Below are 20954 nucleotides of genomic sequence, written 5' to 3' on the forward strand. Positions count from 1 at the left end.
TCGGAGCCGTCGGTAAATCGGGCGATCAGTGCGCGCACGGCGAACCTCCGTAGATCAATGACGAGGAAACGGCCCGCGCAGGGCCTCGATCACCAACCTAGAGAGAGCTACTCTCCTTCAGGAAGTACGCACTTGTGAGTGCCCAACGCACCCTGAGGGACGCACCATGCCGACACGAACCGCCGCCGAGGTCCGGGCCGAGGCCCGGCAGGAGTACGACGCCTACCTCGCCACCTGCCCGGCGCGGCGGCTGCTCGACCGCATCAGCGACAAGTGGGTCAGCCTGCTGCTCAGCGCACTCGCCGACGGCCCGATGCGGTACGGCGATCTCGCGCGCCGTGTCGCGGGCGTCAGCCAGAAGATGCTCACCCAGACGCTGCGCGCCCTCGAACGCGACGGTCTCGTCAGCCGGACCGTCACGCCGACCGTGCCGATCCGCGTCGACTACGAACTGACACCACTCGGTGAGACTCTGCTGCCCGTGATGCGCGCGGTGAAGGACTGGGCCGAGCAGCACATCGAGGCGGTCGACGCGGCGCGCGAGTCCTACGACAGCCGTGCCGACGCCTGACGAACCACGGGGCGGATCAGTGCGGGAGCGCGGCGGATCGGGTGCCGGACAGCGGTGACGTCGGCAGGTCGCGGGTACTGCGCACCGGCGAGAAGACCAGGATCAGACCGGCGAGCGGGACCCCTGCCGTCGTGATCCACATGGCGGCACGGAGGCCGAGTACGGTACCCAGCGTGCCGCCGAGCAGCGCCCCCAGCGGGATCGTACCGAAGTTGATGAACGACGTGCTAGCGGTGAGTCGGCCGAGCAGCTCCGGCGGGCAATAGCTCTGCTGGAAGCCCGCTTTGATGACATTGCCCGCCACCACCCCGGCGGAGACGCAGAAGCCGCCCGCCACGTAGAGCAGCACCCCCGCACCGCCGACGGTGAGCGGGATGAGCAGCGCGAACACCGCGAACCCCAGCTCGAACAGCAGCGTGGCGCGCGCCGTACCGACACGGGCGGCGACCCGGCGGGCGGCGAACGCACCGGCGACCCCACCGCTGCCGGCGGCCGCGATCAGCGCGCCGACCGTACCGGAGCCCACGCCGACCTCCCGCACCAGGAAGACCACCAGGATCGACTGGAAGCCCATCAGCGCGAGGTTGGAGGTCGCTCCGAAGAGCGTCAGGCTGCGGATCCAGGGATCGCGGGTGGCCAGCCGAAGCCCCTCCCCGACCTCCTTGAGCAGCGCCCTGGGCGGACGTTCGGTCCTGACGGGGCGCGGTTCGCGGTGCCGGATGCCCGACAGGCAGAGCAGCGAGACGAGAAACGTCGCGGCGTTGGCGAACATCCCGTTGACCGCGCCCGCCAACTGGGCGATCAGACCGCCGGATCCGAGACCCGCGATCTGCGCGGCCGACGCACTCCCGTGCAGCTTGGCGTTGCCTTCGGGTTGGTCGGCCGGCGCCAGGATGCTGGGAAGGTAGGCCGTGTAGGCGGTCTGGAAGAAGACCACGGCCGTACCCGTCAGCAGGGCGACGGCGAGCAGCAGCCCGATGCTCAGCGCACCGGACCATGCGGCGACCGGGATGCTGAGGTAGAGGAGCAGGGAGACCGCCGCCGCTATGAGCATGATCGGGCGGCGCCGCATCCGGTCCACCCAGACGCCGACGGGAAGGCCGATGATCAGCCATGGAAGCCAGGTGGCGGCTGTCAGCACGCCGACCTGGAAGGTGGTGGCGTGCAGCGTGGTGACGGCGACGAGTGGCATCGTCACTCCGGTGACGGACGCGCCGAACTTGCCGGCCGTCTCACCGCACCACAGCAGCCGGAAGTCGCGGTGCCGGCGCAGCAGCCCACCGCGTATGCCGTCGTCGGAGCGCGTGGTGCCGTCCGAATGAAGCTCGTCGTCCGGGCGCGTGTCTTCGTCGGAGCGCCTGTTTTCGCGCAGACCGTTGTCCGTGCCCTGGTTCATGCGCCGCCACGCTCCTTGCGGGGGAACGACTGGAGCTGAACGATGACGGGCAGCGCGTCCTCGCCGCGCTCCGCGTCGGGAGCCGGGGTGTGCCGGTCGATGACGGACATCAACTCCGCGTTGAGCACGGACAGCTGAGCAGGCGTCAGCCGCAGATCGGACCGGTCGACGACCGTGCCGATGCCCTGCCATGGGCCCTCCCAGTCGTCGGCGAGGTAGTCGGCGACCCGGGAGAACGTCTGCTGGATCAGTTCGTGCATGTAGACGGAGAGCGCGCCCCGGGTGTCGGGGTCGTAGCGGAACTGCGTGGTGTCGAGCGTGCGCCGCTCCTTGACCGCCTGCCACCAGCGCTCGCGCTTGGTGCCCCGCCCCACCACCTCCTCGATGAAACCGTGCTCGGCGAGCTGACGCAGATGCCAGCTGACGGTGCCGGTGTTCTCACCCAGCCGTTCGGCGAGCCCGGTCGACGTGGCGGGCCCGTCGAGGTTCAGCAGTTCGAGCATCCGCATGCGCAGCGGATGCGCGAGCCCGCGAAGGCTGCGGGCGTCGATGTGCCGGACGGTCTTCTCCGGATCGGACGCGGATTCGGAAGGGGACCCGGACTCGGGCGCGGCCTCGGACGGGTGCGATGGACGTGCGGATTCATCGGCCATGGCCGCAATCATAGGTTGCAGAGGCTTCTCTGCAAAGGGATATCTGCAGAGAAGCCTCTGCCTATTTGCTCAGCCGTGCTCCCCGCGGCACCGGCCGTTCGCAAGGCCGACTACCGGGCCACCGCCCCTGGCGTCATCAGCACCATGGGGTCCCCGGTCACGGCGTCGAGCACGGTCCGGGTGCCCAGTGGGCGCGACAAGCGGAACTGCACGGGCGTCACTCGCAGATCCGCGTTGCACATCGTGCCCTTGGGCAACTGCCCGACACGGCCGATGAGGACGACGACGTCCTTCGTCTCGTACACCTGGCCGGGCAGGGCCTTCACGCACGACCCGTGCGACACCCCGACGTTGAGGACGAGGCCGTCGGACGAGAGTCCGTTCCAGCCCCCCGCCGAGCTCACACCGTCGATGCGAGGCGCTGGACGGTCCGACCGCGGCGGCTGATCGGGGGCCACGGCCGGATAGGCGAACGGCTGAGCGTAGCCCTCGATCGTGAACTCCCAGACGGGGAGGGTGGCCCGGCCGCGACTCGTCGCCAGCGTTCGGGTGGCCGCCTTGACTCCGGTCACCCGCAGCCGCCCGTTGCAATCCGCTCCCTGACACGCCGACTTGTTCCGCACGATCCCGTCGAATACCTGACGCGCCGACAACAACGGTCGCTTCGCCGACGATCCGTCCGGCCACGTCACCGTTCCCTCCGGGCCGTCGGGCCCGGACGCCGGGAGCTGCGTGGCGAGGTCGAGGTGCCCGCTGGCGAACGCGGCCTTGTCCTCCCCGCTGCGGAACGCGTCCGGCGGAAGCCACTCCGCCTGGTCGAGCGGTCGGTATCCCTCGCGCCACGCGCGTTCCGCCGCCGATCCCGCCCAGGCCTTGGCCACTTCGGCCGCCCTCCGCGCGCCCGCTCCGTCCGGACGCCCGGCGCCCTCGGTCACCAGCACGTCCTTGCCGGCGGGCGCGTCCGACGCCGTCCGCACCCCCTCGGGGCCACACCCCGCGACCGTGAGAGACACACCTAACAACAGAGCTGAACTGACAAGAGCGGCACGGCTGCGCATGACGGTTCCTCCATGACCACGCCCCGGCGGCGTATCCCTTCGACGTGAGTCGGGTAACGGCGGTTCCAGGTACCGTGGGCCGACAGGAACGGATCATGGGGTTCGTAGCCAGTGATGTGACGATGCGGGGGTAGCGCCGTGACGGCGGACGTTGATGTGGTGACCGAGCTCGGCTACGGGACCAGTGGCCGGCGCATGGATGTCCACTGTCCCGCGCCCTCGTCGTCGGCTGCACCCGTGGTGCTGCTCTGGCACGGTCGCGGCCCCGATGAACGGGACGTGCTCGCGCCGCTCGCCCGGAGCGCCGCGCGGCTCGGAGTCGTCACCTTCGTACCGGACTGGCGTCCCGACGCTCCTGACGGCGGCCGGACGCAGTTGGCCGAATCGGTGGCGTTCGTGCGCGAGAACGCGGCCCGCTTCGGCGGGGACGCGGAGCGGATGGTTCTGGCGGGCTGGTCGCTGGGCGCCAACGCCGTACTGGGCGTCGCCCTCAACCCCGCCGCGCTCGACGGCTGGCGGCCGCGAGCCGTCGTGGGCATCGCCGGCGGGTACCGCTCCGCGGCGCCGACCACGGGCACCGTCCCGATCGAGGACGCATCCCGGGCCGGTGACCCGGTGCCGCCGATTCCGGTCCACCTGGTGCACGGCACCACCGATCCGATCACGGACATCGAGCAGTCACGTGAGCTGCGCGACGCGCTGGAGGAACGCGGCTGGCCGGCGCCGCTCGAAGAGCTCGCGACCGACCACGCCGGCATCGTCCTGACCGAGTACAGCGTGGAACACCAGCGCTGCCTGCCCAGTACGGCCGCTCACGCCGTCGATGCCGGAACGCGGACCGCCCACCTGCTGGCCCGCGCCGCCGGGATCGCCGTCTCCTGATCCCCTGGCTATTGGCTACTGGCTACTGGCCCCAGACTCCCGAGACGCAGTCAGGGGACCATGGTGAGCCCGGCGGCGGCACCGCCACGGCTCAGGACCATGGTGCGGATGTGATCACGAGCCCTGAGGTAGTCGGCGCGGTGCGGGTTCTGGCGCAGCACGTCATTGAGGGTCACGACGCGGTACGGCGCTCCGAGGTCCATCAGTTGCGGAATGAACTCTGCCTTGCGCACGGTCCACCGCTGTCCGGCCGTCGCGGGCGGGGCGAAGGTGAACCGGGCGATGGACCCCATGTTGCCGCGCGGGTCCTGCTTGTCGTCGTAGTTGAACATCTCCCCGGCGACCTGGTCGCCCATCCCGTAGACGACCCAGGTGCCGTTGACCTTCTCGTACGCCTGCGGAATGTGGGCATGGGTGCCCAGGATCAGATCGATGTCCGGGCGCCCGCCGGTCCGCGCCGCGGTGAGCTGCTTGGCGACGGTCAGCTGCATCTCGTCCGGATCGTCCTGCCACTCGGTTCCCCAGTGCAGACTCACCAGCACCACGTCCGCCCCGGCCTTCCGGGCGGCCCGCGCGTCGGCGATGATCCGGTCGGGATCGATGAGATTGACCGCCCACGGGTGACCCTCGGGCTGCGGGAACCCGTTGGTGTCGTAGGTATAGGCGAGCTGCGCGACGGTGGCACTCCCCGCCTTCAGCAGCGCCGGCTTGCCGGCCTCGGCGGCGGTACGGGCCGATCCGGCGTGCCGGACCCCGACCGCGTCCATGGCGTCGAGCGTGTGCTGCACCCCGTCCGCACCGTCGTCCAGCGTGTGGTTGGAGGCCGTGGAGCAGGAGTCGTACCCGGTGTCCTTGAGCGCCTGGGCGACCTGCGGCGGCGACTTGAACGTCGGATAGCCGGTGAAGGGACCGTCCTTCCCGCCGTACACGGTCTCCATATGACAGACCGCCAAATCTGCCGTGCTGACCACCGGCTTCACGCCCGCGAGCATCTTGTGGAAGTCGTAGCCGTGTCCTCCGGCATCCTTCTGCGCCTGACGGATGATCACCGCATGGGGCAGGACGTCCCCGGAGGCGACAAGCGTGAACCCCTTGAGCTGCGACGCGGCACCGGACGAGCCCGCCTGCCCGACATCCCCCTTCGATACCGGCCCGGCCTGCGGCCCGGCAGCACCGCCACAGGCACTGACAGCAACGGTTCCGAGCAGAGCGGCGGCCATGGCCAGTGCCCCGTGTCGTGTGCGGATCGTCATCGACGCGACTCCATCATCAGGAAATCCGACTGTCGTTTGATCCCACCACGCATCTGTGGGATCTGCGACAGCAGTCACCCATGGGAGGCAACCGCGTCAGCCCAACCGGGCTACGGGCGATCCATGTGACGCACGCTCAGCCGCCGGCACCTGGCCAGTCCTCGAACCGGATCCGGGAGATCTCCAGGATCTCCCCGAGCGCACCCCACTCGTCCTTCCCCAACCGCGACAACGGCTGCAGCTTCCGCACCTCAGGATGACCGTCGACCAGCACCGCCTCGGACACCGCCGCATGCACGACCCGCCCGAACACCACCGTCGAGTCCCCCATCCGCAGCATGCTGTGCATCTCGCACTCCAACGCCACCGGCGACGCCGCCACCCGCGGCGGCTTCACCCGCAGACTCGGCTCCCGAGCGATCCCCACCGCATCGAACTCACTCACCCCGGCCGGAAAGTCCGTCGCCGTCGCATTGATCTGCTCGAAGAGATGCTCCGGCGCAAAGTTCACAACGAACTCCCCCGTCCCCTCGATATTGCGCAACGAGTCCTTCCGCCCGACCGACGTGAACTGCACGATCGGCGGACTGACACAGGCCACGGTGAAGAAGCTGTGCGGCGCGAGATTGTCGGTCAGGCCGTCCGGGCTGACGGTCGACACCCAAGCGATCGGCCGAGGCACAACCACCGAGGTCAGGAGCTTGTAGAAGGCGGTCCGGTCCACGACTGCAGGATCAAGGTCGATGCGCATGCCAGCCAGTATCCATACAACGCAGCCGTGAACCTCAACCCTGGATCACGGCGCGGCCAAGCCCCTGTGTTCGACGGAAAGTGCCCGGTGTCGGAACGACACGAGCACCCGGAGCCGAACCGCTATATCCACATTGTTCCCCTGGGACGACTTCGAGATTCCCTCGCAGGCCTGCAAGGGTAGCGTCACCCTCAACCTGTACGACCAGTTGTCCGCGTACGTGCCCAAGCGCCCCGGCGCGTACCTTCGCATCTCCTCGGACCGGTTCGGCCTGGAGGCGGGCGTCGACCGCCAGAGCGAGGACGCCGCCGACACACGCGGCCATCTGCGTTGGGGGAAATTCGCGAAGGTCTACAAGGAGAACGACACCTCGGCCTTCAAGAAGCGCAAGGTCGTGCGGGAGGACGGCACGATCGACTGGATCGTCATTCGCCCCCAGTTCCGCCAGCTCCTGGCCGACCTCGCCAGCGGTGTCATCGACGGCACAACCTTGAGTTGTGGGGCGGTGGGTTCCCTCGATCAGGTGTCATCCCTCTGAGGACGACGTCATCGGTTCCTTTCCAGGCGGTGCTCGGCGCTCTCATCGGCGAAGACGCAGAGCTGGCTGATGTTCTCGCGATAGCTATCTGGCGTGCCGTGGTGCTCCTTGCGGGGCGGTCCGTCGATCCACTGATGCCAGAGGCCGTCCGCGGTCAGGAACCGGGCTGCTTGGTCGGCACGGAGCTTGGCGTCGAGGTGGAGGAGCGCGCCCATGGCGGTCGGCTGGTCGTAGTAGAGGTCGGGGCGTCGCAGGTAGCGATCGAGGTAGGCAGCCAGCAGATCCGCGTCGGCGGGAGTCGCGAACGTGGCGAAGGTGACGCAGTAGGCCGAGCCTGCGAAGCAGACCTCGCTGGCGAGCAGCATTTCGCCGAGGCGTTCGCGGAACTCAGTTCTGCGGGCGACGGCGATGAGCCAGGCGGCGGTTTTGCGTTCGCGCCACGTGCCTTCAAGCAGGATGGTCAGCTCGCGGGGCGTGATATCGCCGGCGGCTTCGCCGAGCTCCCGTGTGAACTTGGTGCGTTCAGGCTCGGTCATGCGCGTGAGAGGGCCGCCGAGTTTGAGGTAGCGCCGGTTTGGCCTGACGTAGCGGTGGACAAGAGCGAGCAGCTCGGGGTCCTCGTTGGGGTAACGCATAGCCGCATCCTGTCCTGGGCGAAGCCGCTCGACCAGTGTTTTTCTCAGTCGCACTGGTCAGTCGTGTGGTTCGCCGAGGTCGTCGAGGAGGCTGGTGATGCGGTCGGCGACGCGCTGGTGGCGATCAATCTCCCGCTCCCATCCGCGGTCCGTTGCGTCCGTGATCAGTTGCCGCTCGACGCAGAGGCGTTCACGCAGGCGTGTCGCATACTGGGGTGTGGTGACGAACTTCGCGCAGCTGAGGTAGAGGTCGCACTCGCAAGGGCCCTCCTGGGGCAAGCGAAGGCAGCGTCCAAGCTCGAGTTCAGTCTTGTAAAAGTTGGTCTTGAGCCAGTCCAGCGCGTCCTGGTCGAGTTGCCCGGAACGCAGGGTGTCGGCGAGGGGGCCGGCGATGGTGGCGCCGGGCTGGAGCACGGCCTGGTAGTCGGCCAGGACGGTGGGGTCGGAGATGTGCGTGTAGGTCATCGACATGCCGGGGCTCTTGTGGCCGAGGACCTTCATGATGGTCTGGACCCGAGCACCCTTCTCGGCGAGTTGGGTGCCACGGCCGCGTCCGCTCTGGGCGATCTCGCGCCCGACGCCGTTCTGCGGGTCTGCCCCGTCTACCTCGCCGGTCGCGGGGACACCGCACAGATCTACGAGACCTTGTCCGCGCACCGTTGGGCCACAGCAGCCACCGACAGCGGCCGAATGTTCACCAGCCCACGCCAGCACGCCCAGATCGCCCGCCTGCCGGAGGGCAGTTATCGCGAGTGGAAGGCCGTGAAGTACCGCGAGCCGTTCGGCATGCCGCTCTGGTCAGCAACCTTCAGCCGCAATACCCCAGCCGAGATCACTGCCGCCTTCGCTACCGCCCTCGCCAAGGGACTGCCCAGTCGTCATCGGGACTTCCTGTCCGGCGGCACCCACTACCAGTCCCCGAACAGCCCCGCCCGCGTGCTGGCCGTCCGTGGATGGGAGACCACAGACGCCGCCCGGCACCTGTACCAGACCTCCCGGACGAACACGCGGCCTTCGTCCTGCGCAAGAACCACCTCGACGCATACGCCGAGCTCGAAGGAGCCGAACCTGCCCAGTGGGCGATGTACGGCGGCCTCGACCAGGCAAACCCTGAGAGCTGGCATGCCAGCTTCACCAGCGCCACCCCCCCTGCACCTGGTGCGGGCAGCCGTAGTGGCCCTCACCAGCGCAGACCCGGTCGAACGCACCAGGGGTGAGATCCCCGAACGGCACCTGCCGTGCGTCGATGCCCAACCCGTCGAAGAGGCACCCGACCCGCGCCGGTCATCCGCCCTAGCTATAAAACTGCCGGACGTTGGTTACACATGGGTCTCCGACCTTGACGGAGATCTGCCATGCCCCCTTCACCGCAACAGCAGCAGGACCGCCAAGCTCAGCACCGCCTGGCGGTCCTGCGACACGCCGAAGAAGTCACAGGAAACGTTGCGCTGACCTGCCGCTACTACGGCATCAGCCGCTCCTGCTTCTACAAGTGGCAGCGCCGCTACCAGGACGAAGGTCTCAACGGCCTGCGCGACCGCTCCAGCAAACCGCACCACTGCCCTCACGCCACCGAGGCCGACGTCGTCAACAAGATCGTCTACTTGCGGCAGCATTACCACTTCGGTCCGATGAAGATCAAGATGTACCTCAAGCGCTACCACGACGTCGATATCGCCTGCTCAGCCGTCTACCGCATCCTCAAGAAGCTCGGGATGAGCCGGCTGCCGGCCTCCCAACGCTACAAACGGCACGACAAGCGCTACACCCGATACGAGAAGCAGCTACCCGGCAACCGAGTCCAGATCGACGTGAAGTTCATCGAACCGCTCGGCCTCCCTGAGCAGGCCCCGGCCACAGCGCCGGTAACCGGGACTCTTCCGAAACGGCGGCGCCGGGCGAAGTTCTACCAGTTCACCGCCATCGATGACTGCACCCGGCTGCGGGTCCTGCGTATCTACCCACGGTGCGACCAGAAGACCGCCGTCCAGTTCCTCGACTACGTCCTCGAGCGCCTGCCGTTCCGCGTCGAGGTCATCCAGACCGACAACGGCGCAGAGTTCCAGTCCGCCTTCCACTGGAACGCCCTCGATAAAGGCATCGCCCACAGCTACATCAAACCCGCATCACCCCACCTCAACGGCAAGGTCGAACGCTCCCACCGCATCGACGCCGAGGAGTTCTACCGAATGCTCGACGGCGTCGTCATCGACGACACAGGCGTCTTCAACGACAAGCTGCGAGAGCGGGAGGACTACTACAACTACCACCGCCCCCACGGCGCCCTCGGCGGCCAGACACCCTACGAACGCCTCAAGCAGAAGACTCAGGCCCCGGTGTAACCAAGCTCCGGCAGTTGCACACCTAGCTCGCACCCCGAACGCCCCAGGGCCCCGTGTGGCCGAACTCGCAGCATCGGCCGCCGCCGCGAGTCTGCCCCTGCCCGCACCGTCACGCCGCCACTGACCACGTCCTTTACGGAGATGTCATGTCCGATCAGCAGGACTCTGAGCGGTGGCGCGAGTACCACGTCACCCCCCGCTACCTCGCCGGATCGACGTTCACTGGTGGTCCCGCCTTGCGGCCCCTGCTCGACCTGGGTTGGAAGCTGAATCACGATGATCTGGGCAACGTGTATGTCAACGCCCCGGACCAAACCGTCCGCCTGAGTTACCTGCCCGAAGGCGATGATGACGCCCTGTGGAAGATCACGGCGTTCTCCGATCCCTTCGCGATGCCGCGCTGGTTGGTCACCTACCAGGACAGCACCCCGACCGAGATCGTCGCCGGGTTCACCACCGCGCTCGCCGCCGCCTACACCGAGGGGCCCGACGCCTACCTCTACTACGGCAACAGCACGCTGGCCGCGCTCGATGTGGGCACACGGCTGGCAGCGGCAGGCTGGAGCCACCACTTCGGCACGACCGACGTGTCCTTTCGCTCCCGGACGGCTTGGCCGAGGTGCACCTACGCCGCAGCCAACTCGACCACACAGCCGAGATGACCGGTCGCCAAGAGCGGTGGCTCACCAAGACTTCCGGCAAGAAGAAGCCCCTTCCCGAGGACCTGAAGTTGCTGGATGCCGACCTGGCCATGGCCGCTGGCATGATCACCGACCATGCGGCCGCCAGCCTGCGCGACGGCCGCTGGGTGGACCTGATCGCGAACCTGGCCGAGGCCAACCGGCGTGCCCAGATCAACCTGCACGAAGCGGTCGAGAAGGCGCTCGCCCACGGTCAGAGCTTCGAGTCTCTGGCAGGTGGATCCCATCTGTCGGCCGAGTATCTGCAGGAGGCGTACGAGCAGTTCGACCGTGCAGCGGTGGCACGATCTGGTCCCGACAAGGACGGCAGGGAGCCCTGGCGGGTCCTGGGCTGAGGGCCGTACCGTCGAAAGGCGACCGCACCCAGCCCCCTGGGCTGCGGTCGCCTGTGTCGTACCGCATGCTCAGACGGCCAACAGCAAGGCGAGCGGGATATCCCGCCCGGGCTTCTCCGGCCGCTTACAGGCCGATCCCCTCGGTCGCGGCATCGTCCCGCTTCTCACCCTCGTCCACGTACTCCCAGAACACCGGGGAGTTGGCGGACCAGAGATTCAGCCGTGCGTCGCAACTGCTGCGGGCGTATCGAGCACCGGGCCCGGGGCATCGTCAGCGGTGATCGAAAGCACCTTTGCCCGGTGGGGGATCCCGCTAGGGTGGCTTCCCGTGGAAGCAGTGAGCGGGGCGCTGATCGGGGGCCGGTACCAGCTTGTCGAGCTGATCGGTCAGGGCGGTATGGGCCGGGTGTGGCGGGGGCGGGACAAGGCTCTCGAGCGGGACGTGGCAGTGAAGGAGGTGCTGCTCCCGCAGGGCCTCAGCAGTGGGGAGCGCGACCACTTCCTCCAGCGCGTGGCGCGCGAGGCGCGCGCCGCGGCGAGGCTCAACCACCCCGGGATCATCACCGTGCACGACGTGGTCGAGCACGAGGGCGCGCCCGTCATCGTCATGGAACTCGTCACCGGTACGTCGCTGGCGGCGCTGATCGCCCAGGACGGCGCGCTGCCGGTTCAGCGGGTCGCCGAGATCGGCGCGGCGATGCTGAAGGCGCTCCAACTGGCCCACGCGGCGGGCATCATCCATCGTGACCTCAAGCCGGACAACGTTCTGTTGATGGGCGACAGGGTGATCATCACCGACTTCGGCATCGCGCACATGGCCGACGCGACCACAGCCCTCACCCGCACCGGCGCGGTCATCGGCACCCCGGCCTACATGTCCCCCGAGCAGCTGGAAGGCAAGCCGCCGGCCCCCGCAGGTGACCTGTGGTCGCTGGGCGCAACGCTCTACAGCGCCGTCGAGGGCGCACCGGCATTCCACGGGGACACCTTCAGTGCGCTCGTCATAGCCGTCGTCACCAAGGAACCGCGCCCGCCGGTGCGAGCGGGCGCGCTGCAGCCGCTGCTTGCCGCGCTGATGACGAAGGACCCGGCCCGCCGTCCCACGGCCGAGCAGGCGCTTTCCGCGCTCGACGAGGTGGCACGAACGGGAGCAGCCGTGCTTGCTCCGATCCCGACACCGACACCGACCGCGGTCGTGTCTTCGGCGGCGCCTGCGCCCGCCGGGGCGTGGCTCCCTCCGCAGCCGTCCCACGCACCGTCGGTCGGCGGCCGGCCGCCGGCCCAGTCCTTGCGGCCCGCCGGCCCTGGCCTCCACTTCCAGCCGACGGCCGCCGCCGGAGCACCGACCGGGGCCCGGGCAGGCTCGGCGGTCAGCCCCTTCGGGGCGGTGGTGCTGCGTTTCATCGGCTGCATGGCGCTGTTGTGGGCCATCGGCTCCGTACTGCCGTGGAACTATCTCGACACGGTGCCGTCGGAGTTCCTGCCCACGGTTCTGGCGATCACCGGCGCGTTCTCACTCATCAACGCGGTGCCCCGGCCCCGGTGGCACCCGGCAGTGGCCTGGCTGGTCTTCGTCCTGTTCGATCTGGCCCTTTACTTCGCCGTCAAGCAAGTTGTCGTGCCGGCGCTGTTCCACGGCGAGACAGAAACCGGCTTGAGCGAGGTCCCGAGCGAGATGGTGATCAACCTGCTGCTCTACGGCACCGGCGCCTGGCTCCTGTGGTGGAAGATCCCCGGCAGCCGCTCCACCTGACGAAGGACTGGCCGACGGGTCGACAGGTCGGCGGACAGAGCCGTCCCGTGGGTCTCCTGGATTCAGCCGGCACGGCTTACAGCGTGGGGGTCAGGAAAGCGTCCTCCAAGCCCCATTTCTCGAGCAATCTGGAGTAGCTCCCGTTGTTGTAGACGACGACAAGGGCGTCCAGCAGAGTGTTGCTGAGCTCGGTATCTCTCAGTCGGACCGCCATGCCGGCAGGGCCGACGGCGAGCTGCTCGCCGGCGATCTCGGTCGTGCTGCCGGGGCCCTTGGCGGCGTGGGCGGCCGACGGGAAGTCGGTGATCGCGGCGTCCGCCCTGCCTTCGTGCACAGCCGCCAGGGCCGCCGAGGCGTCGGCGAACTGCATGAGCGTGGCGCAGGACGGGCGGTTGTTCCGGAGGAGTTCCGCGCCGGTGCTGCCGCCGATGACGGCAATATTGCCGCACGCTGTAGAGAGTGACCTGACGTTCCGGGGGTTGTCCTTGGGCACACTGATCGACGACCCGAAGCTGAGGTAATTGACGAAGGTGACGGACTTGCGACGCTCTTCAGTGGCGCCCTTCGTCATGACGACGTCGTATCGCCCCTCGGTGACCCCGGAGATCAGCTGGGCAGAAGGGGCCTGCAGGAACCGGAACGACACTCTGAGCTGCGCGCCGAGGAGCTGGGCGAGATCGGTGTCGAAGCCGACGAGCCTGCCCTGCGAGGTGAAGGCGAACGGAGGCTGTGCGGGATCCACTCCGACCACGATGAAGCCTCTGGCCTGGATCGATGCCGGCAGCTGCTGGTGAAGCCGGTAGGAGTCCTCGGGGTCCCGGGGGGCGGAGTCGCCGATGGGCGACAGGGACAAGCCGACCGCGACGCAGGCCGCGGTGGCGACACTTGCCAGCATCACGACGACGGACCGACGACCGGGACGCCTGTGCGCGGGACCCGGGGCCAGGACCACGGTGGGCAAGATGTCGCGGCCCGTGGCCTCCGGCCCGACCCGGACCCGGCCCCGGCCCCGGCCCCGGACCGCGGCTGGCGCAGGAAGCTGCCGTGCGGGTTCCGCAAGGGGCAGCGACATCCCCAGGATCGCGGCGACGCAACGACGGACGACGCTGTAGCCGCCGTGCGGCCGGGGCCCTGCCGTGGCGGCGCCCCGGTGGTTCCGGCCCAACACGGCGGCGGCCGTGCGCTTGCCGGTACTTCCCCTGCTTCCCTCGGCCGTCAAGGAGTGCGCTCCTGCCGCGGTCCCTCGTCCGGGACACCGGCCAGCTGTGGACGATCCGGCTCAAGGGCCGTCCGCTGCGGCCCGGCGACCGCGTCGTTGACGCTCTGCACCTGGCCCAACTGCGTCAGCAGGGCGGGGGCGGAGAGCCCGACCGCGACCGCCGCGTAGGCGCCGGTGATCTGCCCCGTCAGCCCGAACATCGCGGCGCAGGCGGCGCCCAGCACCATGTGACAGGCGATCGCGACCGCATCGGGCACCGGGTCGAAGTACTCGGCGAAACGGGGCAGGGGGCGTGGCACGACCTCGGGCGTCGGGTCGAGGACCGGATCGGGGCTGAGTTCGGAAGAGGCCTTGCGCTGCTCGCGGCGCGCGGTCTGCCAGGCGATCGTCTGGCTGTACGCGTCGACCAGGCCGCGCAGCGATCCGCCACCGGCGCCCAGCGTGATCAGTAAGGTCGTGTCCACTCAGCCCCCTCGCGGAATTTTCCACTTCCCGCTCCATTGAGGACATTAGGGGTTCGCGGGGTGCACCAAAGCGACATGGTGAAATATCTCCGGACTTGCCTGGCCGGCCGCGCCGCCGGCGTCGGAGGAGCTCAGCCGTGCGGCGAGAACCGGTCCCGATCGGCCCGTCCACGGCCGACCCCGCCCGAAGCGGCGACCGATCCGCAGCAGGATCGGGTGGGGCGGTAACGCCTGGATGACACCCATCGTGCTAACCGACTGACCAGCAGACATAACGCAGCGTCAAGTCTCGGCCAGCGCCCGCGAGTTAAATGCGGATTGGCGTCCGTGGAGGCGAGTTGTCGACTGGAAAGGGTTGACTCCCCAAGCTGGTCTAGTCCAATGTTGTGCCCAGGGTCCGTGCGCGTGTTCATCCTCGCGAGGGGTGCGGTCCGCCGCCCTCCGACCGCCATGAGCTCCGCGGGCCCATGAAGGTAGTGAAACCAACACGCCCGCAGCGAGCTGCCTGTCGGCAGCCAATCCTGGATTCGCTGTGCCCTCGATCCGCCCCGCCACCGAAGATCCGAGCCTGGAAGGACCGCATGACCGAGTCCGACCGATACCACCTCCACCCCTCCCGCAGGGCATCGCGCGCACTTGCCCCAAGAAAGCCGTCCAGGCGGCGGTCCGGGACCTTGCGCAGGTGTCTGCCTCCGCAGGGAACGAGAGCATGTCGCGTCCTGGCGGCGAGCGGAATCCGAGGGGCTGGACCACCGGCCCGGACGGCCGGAGCCACGAGCACCGGAGCCACGGGCATCGGCCGGGTGCAGCGATGAGCAGCACGGGACCGGCCCCGATCAGCGCAGCTCTGCGTGCCGCCCTCGCCACCGCGTCCGAGGACCGGATCATCTACGACCTCGCCGGGATCGGCGAGCGGTACAGGTCCCTGACCGAGGAACTGCCGGGTGTCGACATCCGGTTCGCCATGAAGGCGTGCCCCGTCGACGAGGTGTTGGCCCATCTGGTGGCCCAGGGTGCCGGCTTCGACGCCGCGAGCCCCAACGAGATCGCCCAGGCGGTCAGGACCGGCCTGCCGCCGGGTCGGATCCACTACGGCAACACCGTCAAGTCCGACCGGAACATCGCGGAGGCGTACCGCCTGGGTGTCAGGGACTTCGCCACGGACAGCCTGGAGGACGTTGCCGCAATCGCAGCCCACGCTCCCGGCGCCCGGGTGTTCTGCCGGCTGGCCACCACCGGGGAGGGTGCGCTCTGGGGGCTCAGCCGGAAGTTCGGTTGCTCAGCCGACGATGCGGTGCTCGTCCTGGAAGCCGCGCGGGCGGCCGGCCTGACGCCGGCCGGCCTGTCGGTGCACGTCGGCTCGCAGCAGATGACGTCCGGCGCCTGGCGGGAAGCCTTCGATCACCTCGGCGACCTGCTGGTGAGCCTGCGGCAGAGCGGCATCGTGCTGGACCACGTCAACCTCGGCGGCGGCCTGCCCGCCCTCGGCTATCTGGACCGGCGGGGCAACCCGCTCGACCCGCCGCTGGACAAGATGTTCGTGGTGATCCGGGAGGGCATGCAGCGGCTGCGGGAGATCTCGGGCTCCGAGCTGGACTTCGTCATGGAGCCGGGCCGCTACCTGGTCGCCGACCAGGGCGCGATCAAGGCGCACGTCCTGCGCCTGACGTCGCGCCGGCAGCTCGACGGCGGCCGCGAGTACTGGCTCTACCTGAACTGCGGGAAGTTCAACGGCCTCTACGAGATGGACGAGCTGCAGTACCGGCTGGTCTTTCCGTCCCACCCGGACGGGGAGTACGTTCCGGCCGTCGTCGCGGGCCCCAGCTGTGACAGCGACGACGCCTACGCCCAGGAACACAGTCGTGTCCAGGTGCCGAGGGCGGTCGCCTCCGGAGATCCGGTGTGGATCCTCTCCAGCGGCGCCTACGCGACCAGTTACATGACCCAGGGGTTCAACGGCTTCGATCCGCTGCCGTGCGGTTGGACGTCCGGTGAGCCCGAAAGACCCGCGGCGAGGGATGACGAGGCGAGTCCGCGGTGACGGACGACGAGGCGAGTCCGCCGGCCTGATCCCCCGCGGGCACGCTCGCACTGTTCGCCGTCACCGGCGCGGAGTGCGCGTGCCCTACACCCACCTGACCCACCCGGTTTCTGGAGTTCATACATGCCCGCCCCCGATCAGCATCTTCACCGAGCCGCCTCCCGCCGCCCGTATTTCAGTGCGGACGGTGAGACGTACCTGGCGCCGACCCCGCTCAGGGACCTCCGTAAGGAGCAGCCCCTGCGCGTGCTCTCCGAAGCGGACTTCGCCTTCTGGCGGACCTACGGGTATGTCGTGGTCAAGGAGGCGATCCCCGCCGAGTCCGCCGGCCGCCTGCTGGACTTCGCCTGGGACTTCCAGGGCCTCGACCCGCACCGTCCGGACAGCTGGTACGAGCAGCGGCCCTACCGTGACGAGCTGGACCGCCATCTGCACGTCTACGGCTTCGTCGAGGCGTACCACCACCAGCTGATCTGGGACAGCCGGCAGACCCAGCGCGTCTACGACGCCTTCGCCGACGTGTGGGACTGCGAGGAGCTCTGGGTCACCCTCGACCGTCTCAACCTCAACCCGCCCAACATCAAGAACCGCGACCGCGCGCTCATCGAACCCACCGAAGAGGGCTTCGACATCGAACTCCACTGGGACATCGACAGCACGCTCGGTGTCATACCGCAGCGGGTCCAGGGCATCATCGCGCTCACCGACACCCAGCCGGACCACGGCGGCTTCCAGTGCAACCCCGAGCTGTTCCGCCGGTTCGACGAGTGGAAGCTCGGCCAGCCGGCCGGCCGCGATCCGATCCGGCCCGCCGTCGACCGGGACGAATACCCCGTGGTCCGACCGGAGTTGTCCGTCGGCGACCTGCTGATCTGGAACGGCGCCCTGGCGCACGGCGTCGCCCGCAACACCTCAGAACGCGGCGTCCGGGCGGTCCAGTACGTCTCGATGATGCCCGCCCTGGAGGAGAGCGAGCAGATACGCCGCTCCCGGATCAGCTCCTGGGAGACCCTCAGCACTCCGGACTGGAACGGAACCCTGGTCGGCGACGCCGTCACGCACGAGTCGCTCCGGTACAAGGCCGCCGAACTCAACGAACTCGGAGAGAAGCTGCTGGGCCTCACCTCCTGGCACGGAACCTCCGGGCACGCAACGTCAGATCGCGAAACCTCAGGGCACGGAACCTCAGGTCACGGAACCGCCCGGCACGGAGCGGAGTCCGCACAGTGAGTCGTCGTACCGCTCTGCGCAGGATCTGCCTGACCCTTCCCACCAACCGGGCCTGCACCCCGGCCATCGCCGACGTCGGCGAGGAGGCCGCCTACGCCGCCGGGGAGTTCGGCGTCGAGGTCCACCTGCTGATCCTCGACTCCTCCGAGGTCTCGACGTTCGCCGATCACGCCAAGGCCGTCGACGAGCTCCCCGCGGTGCCGAACGTGATCGTGCACCACCTCGACGAGGGGCGGCAGCGTGACTTCCTGCGGGAGGTGATCGAGCGCTCCGGTCATGCCGAACCCGAGCTGCTGCTCGACCTGATGCTGCCGGACGCCGTCTCCTACGGAGCCTGCACCAACCGGGCCTTCCTGCTCGCCGCCGCACTCGGCTGCGAGTCGATCCACCGCCGGGACTCGGACAGCGGCTACCAGTCCCTGGACGGCAAGCCGGTCTTCCCGGTCCACCACGAGCTGCTCTCACTCGGGAGAACGGGAACCGACGCGGCCGACGGCGTCACCGAGAACACTCTGGACCCGGTGCACGGCCGGAAGCCGGTATCGATGGTCGGTGGCTCGTTCGTGGGCGAACTGTCGGTCGACGTCAGCGAGATCAAGGAGGCCGACCCCGGGATCTACCACGACGTGGTCAGCCTGTGGGCGCCGCCCGAGTGGCCGGCGGAGGAGGTTCAGGGCCTGGTCCAGGAGTCGTTCATCGGCGCCGGCACCGAGCCGTTCAGCGTCGACCGGTCGGTGCTGGACGTCCCGGACATCTGGCGGTTGGACATGTGCAACATCGGCTTCGACCGCGAGCTGTACGAGCGCGTCCCGCTGCCGCCCGCGACCGACACCATCGGCAGTGACTACTTCCTGCTGCACGTCGTCCGCCACGCCCCGCTGCCCGCGGTCGTGCACAACCGCCACATCGTCAACTTCTACACCGCGGAGCGGCGGACCGGCAGCGGATTCACCGCCTACCAGATGCGGTTCGTGAAGTTCCTGCTGTCGATGCTCTACCTCCATCCCGTCTACTTCGACCTCGAGGAAGCCGGTCCGGCACTGCTCGACCCGCAGCACCATGTGCGGGCCGACACGATCGCCGGCTTCGTGCGGCGATCCACCAGCGAGGACCGTGCGGAGAACATCCGGCGGCTGGATGTCATCGACCGCCGCTACCGTCAACTCGGCGGCAGGTACGCCGAGTTCGCCGATCATCTGATGCCGCTGCGGCAGGACCTGCTCGACCGGGCCCAGATCGACATGGAGCACTTCGCGCTGTTGATCGACGCGTGGCGTCCACTGGTGGCGGCGAGCAGGGCCATCGCTCCATCCAACGGTCCATCCATCGGAAGGGCCTGACGAGTGGCCGACGACACCATCCGCCTCCGCCGGCTGGCAGACACCGACTGGGACGAGGTCGTGGCGCTGGAAGCGCGCGCCTACGCCGAGAGCGGTCTGTCCGAAGGACGGGAGGTGCTGCGGTCCAGGGGCCGCGTATCACCCGCCACCTGCTTCGTACTGGAGCACGACGGGCAGTTCGGGGGCTATCTGCTGGCCCTCCCCTACCCGCCGGGCCAGTGCCCGGACCTCACGTCGGCAGAAGCATCCGACCACAAGTCGGCGAATCTGCACGCGCACGACTTCGTGATCACCGAGGCGCTCCGCGCCAGGGGCCTGTCACCGCACTTCGTGCGCCAGATCGAGCAGGAGGCGCGGTCGCAGGGATTCGACCGGATCTCCATGGTGGCCGTCCAGCGCAGCCATGTCCTCTGGCGTCGCCTCGGCTACGCCGCCCACGCGGAGGTCGGCCTCCCCGAGAGCTACGGCACGGAGGCCGTCTACATGTCCAAAGCGCTGTAGAGCGCGCCCAGGACCGGGACAGAAGTACCCAGCGGATCCGCCGCGCGGATCACCATCGTCGGACGAAGTAGGCTGATTCACTCATGATTCGCATGCACGACCCCTTCCGCAGAGCGCAGTTGGCCATCGCGGCGCTGTTCCTCTTTCTCGGGTTCCAGTACGCCACCTGGGTCTCACGGCTGCCCGCGCTGAAGACGGACCTCGACCTGAGCGCGGCGCAGGTCGGCCTGCTGCTGATGGCAGGTGGTGCGGGGGCGGTGATCTCGTTCCCGCTGGTTCCGCCGGCGATGAAGCGGCTGGGCTCCCGGCTGGTGTCGCTGCTGTCCGCCCTCGCCCTGGGCCTGATCCTGCTGGTCCTGGCCGTGACGCCGAACTACCCGGTCACCCTGCTGGTCATCTGCCTCGACGGCGTGGCGGTGGGCTTCCTCAACGTCGCGATGAACGCGCAGGGAGCCGCGCTCGAAGTCCAGTACGGGCGGACCGTGATGGCCAGGTTCCATGCCACGTTCAGCGCGGGCTCGCTCTCCGCGGCGCTGCTCGCCGTCGGCGTGAACCTGTTCACCTCGTCCTTGGCGGTGCACTTCACGGCGGCCGCCCTGCTGTTGCTGCTCGCGGTGGGCCTGACGCAGTCCGGGCTGCTGCCGCAGGACCAGCAGCCGGACGCCACGCCGGAGAAGGCGGCGGAGCAGGCGGCGGACTCCGCGTCGGAGCAAGAGGAGCAGCCGAAGCGCCGGCTGGTCCTGCCGACCCGGGTGACCATCTGGATGGGCCTCGCCATGGTGTTCGGCACCGTGACCGAAGGTGCGATGAACGACTGGTCCTCCCTCTACCTGAAGGACATCGCCGAGGCGGGACCGAAGGTGACACCGCTGGGGATCGCCGTGGTCTCCGGAATGATGGTGCTCGCCCGGATCTTCGCCGACGGCTGGCGCGCCCGCTGGGGCGACGGACGGATCGTCGTGGCCGGCAGCGCACTTGCGGGCGCCGGCCTGGCGGTCGCCCTGCTGGCCGGCGGTGTGCTCCCCGCGCTCCTGGGGTTCGCCTGCGTGGGCCTGGGCGTCGCGGCCGTCACACCGTGCGTCTACGTCGCCGCGGCCCGGCAGGGGCCGGACGCGTTGGCCCTGGTCGCCGCGATGGGGACGATCGGCCTGCTGGCCGGACCGCCCGTGATCGGCTTCATCGCGAGCGGCAGCAGTCTGACGTGGGGCATGGGCGCCATCGCGGTCTCAGCGGCACTGGTCTCCCTGTGCGCCACCCGGATCCGCTGGTCCGCCTTGGTCCCCGCCTGACC

The 20954-nt window shown here is 68.8% G+C and carries 22 protein-coding genes; 13 read left to right on the forward strand and 9 right to left on the reverse strand.

The window, feature by feature from the left end:
- Window positions 1–166: 166 nt before the first annotated feature.
- Entirely contained in the window at window positions 167–571 is a 405-nt protein-coding gene (locus C8250_RS06860; protein ID WP_138355467.1) for a helix-turn-helix domain-containing protein, read from the forward strand.
- Between the two features lie 16 nt (window positions 572–587).
- Here C8250_RS06860 and C8250_RS06865 read toward each other — a convergent pair whose 3' ends face one another.
- From C8250_RS06865 to C8250_RS06875, 3 genes are all read right to left on the reverse strand, one after another.
- Window positions 588–1967 (reverse strand): MFS transporter, encoded by a 1380-nt coding sequence (locus C8250_RS06865; RefSeq protein WP_138355468.1) that lies wholly within the window; start codon window positions 1965–1967, stop codon window positions 588–590.
- Window positions 1964–2620, reverse strand: a complete 657-nt coding sequence (locus C8250_RS06870; RefSeq protein ID WP_138355469.1) for a helix-turn-helix domain-containing protein — start codon at window positions 2618–2620, stop codon at window positions 1964–1966. Before C8250_RS06870 ends, C8250_RS06865 begins: the two co-directional genes overlap by 4 nt.
- A 110-nt stretch (window positions 2621–2730) precedes the next feature.
- A complete protein-coding gene (locus tag C8250_RS06875) occupies window positions 2731–3633 on the reverse strand; it encodes a hypothetical protein (protein WP_138355470.1) in 903 nt (300 codons plus the stop codon).
- 183 nt (window positions 3634–3816) lie between these two features.
- On the opposite strand from C8250_RS06875, the gene C8250_RS06880 reads away from it, so the two are divergent.
- Complete coding sequence (locus C8250_RS06880; protein ID WP_244809001.1) at window positions 3817–4560, forward strand: carboxylesterase family protein; 744 nt, start codon at window positions 3817–3819, stop codon at window positions 4558–4560.
- 50 nt (window positions 4561–4610) lie between these two features.
- On the opposite strand, the gene C8250_RS06885 is transcribed toward C8250_RS06880, so the two are convergent.
- Together C8250_RS06885 and C8250_RS06890 are read right to left on the reverse strand one after the other, a co-directional pair.
- Window positions 4611–5813 (reverse strand): CapA family protein, encoded by a 1203-nt coding sequence (locus C8250_RS06885; RefSeq protein ID WP_138355471.1) that lies wholly within the window; start codon window positions 5811–5813, stop codon window positions 4611–4613.
- A gap of 136 nt (window positions 5814–5949) precedes the next feature.
- Window positions 5950–6564, reverse strand: coding sequence for a flavin reductase family protein (locus C8250_RS06890; protein WP_138355472.1), 615 nt, complete (start codon window positions 6562–6564; stop codon window positions 5950–5952).
- A 133-nt stretch (window positions 6565–6697) separates the two neighbouring features.
- Between C8250_RS06890 and C8250_RS06895 the strand changes: the two genes are divergently transcribed.
- Window positions 6698–7102, forward strand: a complete 405-nt coding sequence (locus tag C8250_RS06895; protein WP_138355473.1) for a hypothetical protein — start codon at window positions 6698–6700, stop codon at window positions 7100–7102.
- 8 nt (window positions 7103–7110) lie between these two features.
- Here C8250_RS06895 and C8250_RS06900 read toward each other — a convergent pair whose 3' ends face one another.
- Window positions 7111–7737, reverse strand: coding sequence for a DUF6000 family protein (locus C8250_RS06900; protein ID WP_138355474.1), 627 nt, complete (start codon window positions 7735–7737; stop codon window positions 7111–7113).
- A 57-nt stretch (window positions 7738–7794) separates the two neighbouring features.
- Entirely contained in the window at window positions 7795–8208 is a 414-nt protein-coding gene (locus tag C8250_RS06905) for a hypothetical protein (RefSeq protein ID WP_138355475.1), read from the reverse strand.
- A 12-nt stretch (window positions 8209–8220) separates the two neighbouring features.
- Here C8250_RS06905 and C8250_RS06910 point away from each other — a divergent pair, with 12 nt between their 5' ends.
- The 5 genes from C8250_RS06910 (at window position 8221) to C8250_RS06930 (ending at window position 12868) form a co-directional block, all read left to right on the forward strand.
- Window positions 8221–9189: a DUF317 domain-containing protein gene (locus C8250_RS06910; RefSeq protein WP_138355476.1), complete on the forward strand. Its 969-nt coding sequence runs from the start codon at window positions 8221–8223 to the stop codon at window positions 9187–9189.
- Window positions 9093–10079, forward strand: a complete 987-nt coding sequence (locus tag C8250_RS06915; RefSeq protein ID WP_138355477.1) for an IS481 family transposase — start codon at window positions 9093–9095, stop codon at window positions 10077–10079. Before C8250_RS06910 ends, C8250_RS06915 begins: the two co-directional genes overlap by 97 nt.
- A 146-nt stretch (window positions 10080–10225) precedes the next feature.
- Complete coding sequence (locus C8250_RS06920) at window positions 10226–10741, forward strand: DUF317 domain-containing protein (RefSeq protein ID WP_138355478.1); 516 nt, start codon at window positions 10226–10228, stop codon at window positions 10739–10741.
- Window positions 10738–11115: a hypothetical protein gene (locus C8250_RS06925; RefSeq protein WP_138355479.1), complete on the forward strand. Its 378-nt coding sequence runs from the start codon at window positions 10738–10740 to the stop codon at window positions 11113–11115. Before C8250_RS06920 ends, C8250_RS06925 begins: the two co-directional genes overlap by 4 nt.
- A 328-nt stretch (window positions 11116–11443) precedes the next feature.
- A complete protein-coding gene (locus C8250_RS06930; RefSeq protein ID WP_138355480.1) occupies window positions 11444–12868 on the forward strand; it encodes a serine/threonine-protein kinase in 1425 nt (474 codons plus the stop codon).
- Between the two features lie 76 nt (window positions 12869–12944).
- On the opposite strand, the gene C8250_RS06935 is transcribed toward C8250_RS06930, so the two are convergent.
- Window positions 12945–13763: a transporter substrate-binding domain-containing protein gene (locus C8250_RS06935; RefSeq protein ID WP_187144762.1), complete on the reverse strand. Its 819-nt coding sequence runs from the start codon at window positions 13761–13763 to the stop codon at window positions 12945–12947.
- Window positions 13764–14083: 320 nt separating this feature from the next.
- Entirely contained in the window at window positions 14084–14551 is a 468-nt protein-coding gene (locus tag C8250_RS06940; protein WP_138355482.1) for a hypothetical protein, read from the reverse strand.
- An 811-nt stretch (window positions 14552–15362) separates the two neighbouring features.
- On the opposite strand from C8250_RS06940, the gene C8250_RS06945 reads away from it, so the two are divergent.
- From C8250_RS06945 to C8250_RS06965, 5 genes are all read left to right on the forward strand, one after another.
- A complete protein-coding gene (locus C8250_RS06945) occupies window positions 15363–16592 on the forward strand; it encodes a type III PLP-dependent enzyme (protein WP_138355483.1) in 1230 nt (409 codons plus the stop codon).
- A 123-nt stretch (window positions 16593–16715) separates the two neighbouring features.
- Window positions 16716–17822, forward strand: coding sequence for a phytanoyl-CoA dioxygenase family protein (locus C8250_RS06950; RefSeq protein ID WP_138355484.1), 1107 nt, complete (start codon window positions 16716–16718; stop codon window positions 17820–17822).
- A 14-nt stretch (window positions 17823–17836) separates the two neighbouring features.
- Window positions 17837–19162, forward strand: a complete 1326-nt coding sequence (locus tag C8250_RS06955; protein WP_138355522.1) for a DUF6271 family protein — start codon at window positions 17837–17839, stop codon at window positions 19160–19162.
- A 3-nt stretch (window positions 19163–19165) separates the two neighbouring features.
- Window positions 19166–19663 (forward strand): GNAT family N-acetyltransferase, encoded by a 498-nt coding sequence (locus tag C8250_RS06960; protein WP_138355485.1) that lies wholly within the window; start codon window positions 19166–19168, stop codon window positions 19661–19663.
- Between the two features lie 83 nt (window positions 19664–19746).
- Window positions 19747–20952, forward strand: a complete 1206-nt coding sequence (locus C8250_RS06965) for an MFS transporter (protein WP_138355486.1) — start codon at window positions 19747–19749, stop codon at window positions 20950–20952.
- Window positions 20953–20954 lie beyond the last annotated feature (2 nt).

The sequence above is a fragment of the Streptomyces sp. So13.3 genome, from assembly GCF_005860785.2.
Taxonomy (GTDB): Bacteria; Actinomycetota; Actinomycetes; order Streptomycetales; family Streptomycetaceae; genus Actinacidiphila; species Actinacidiphila fildesensis.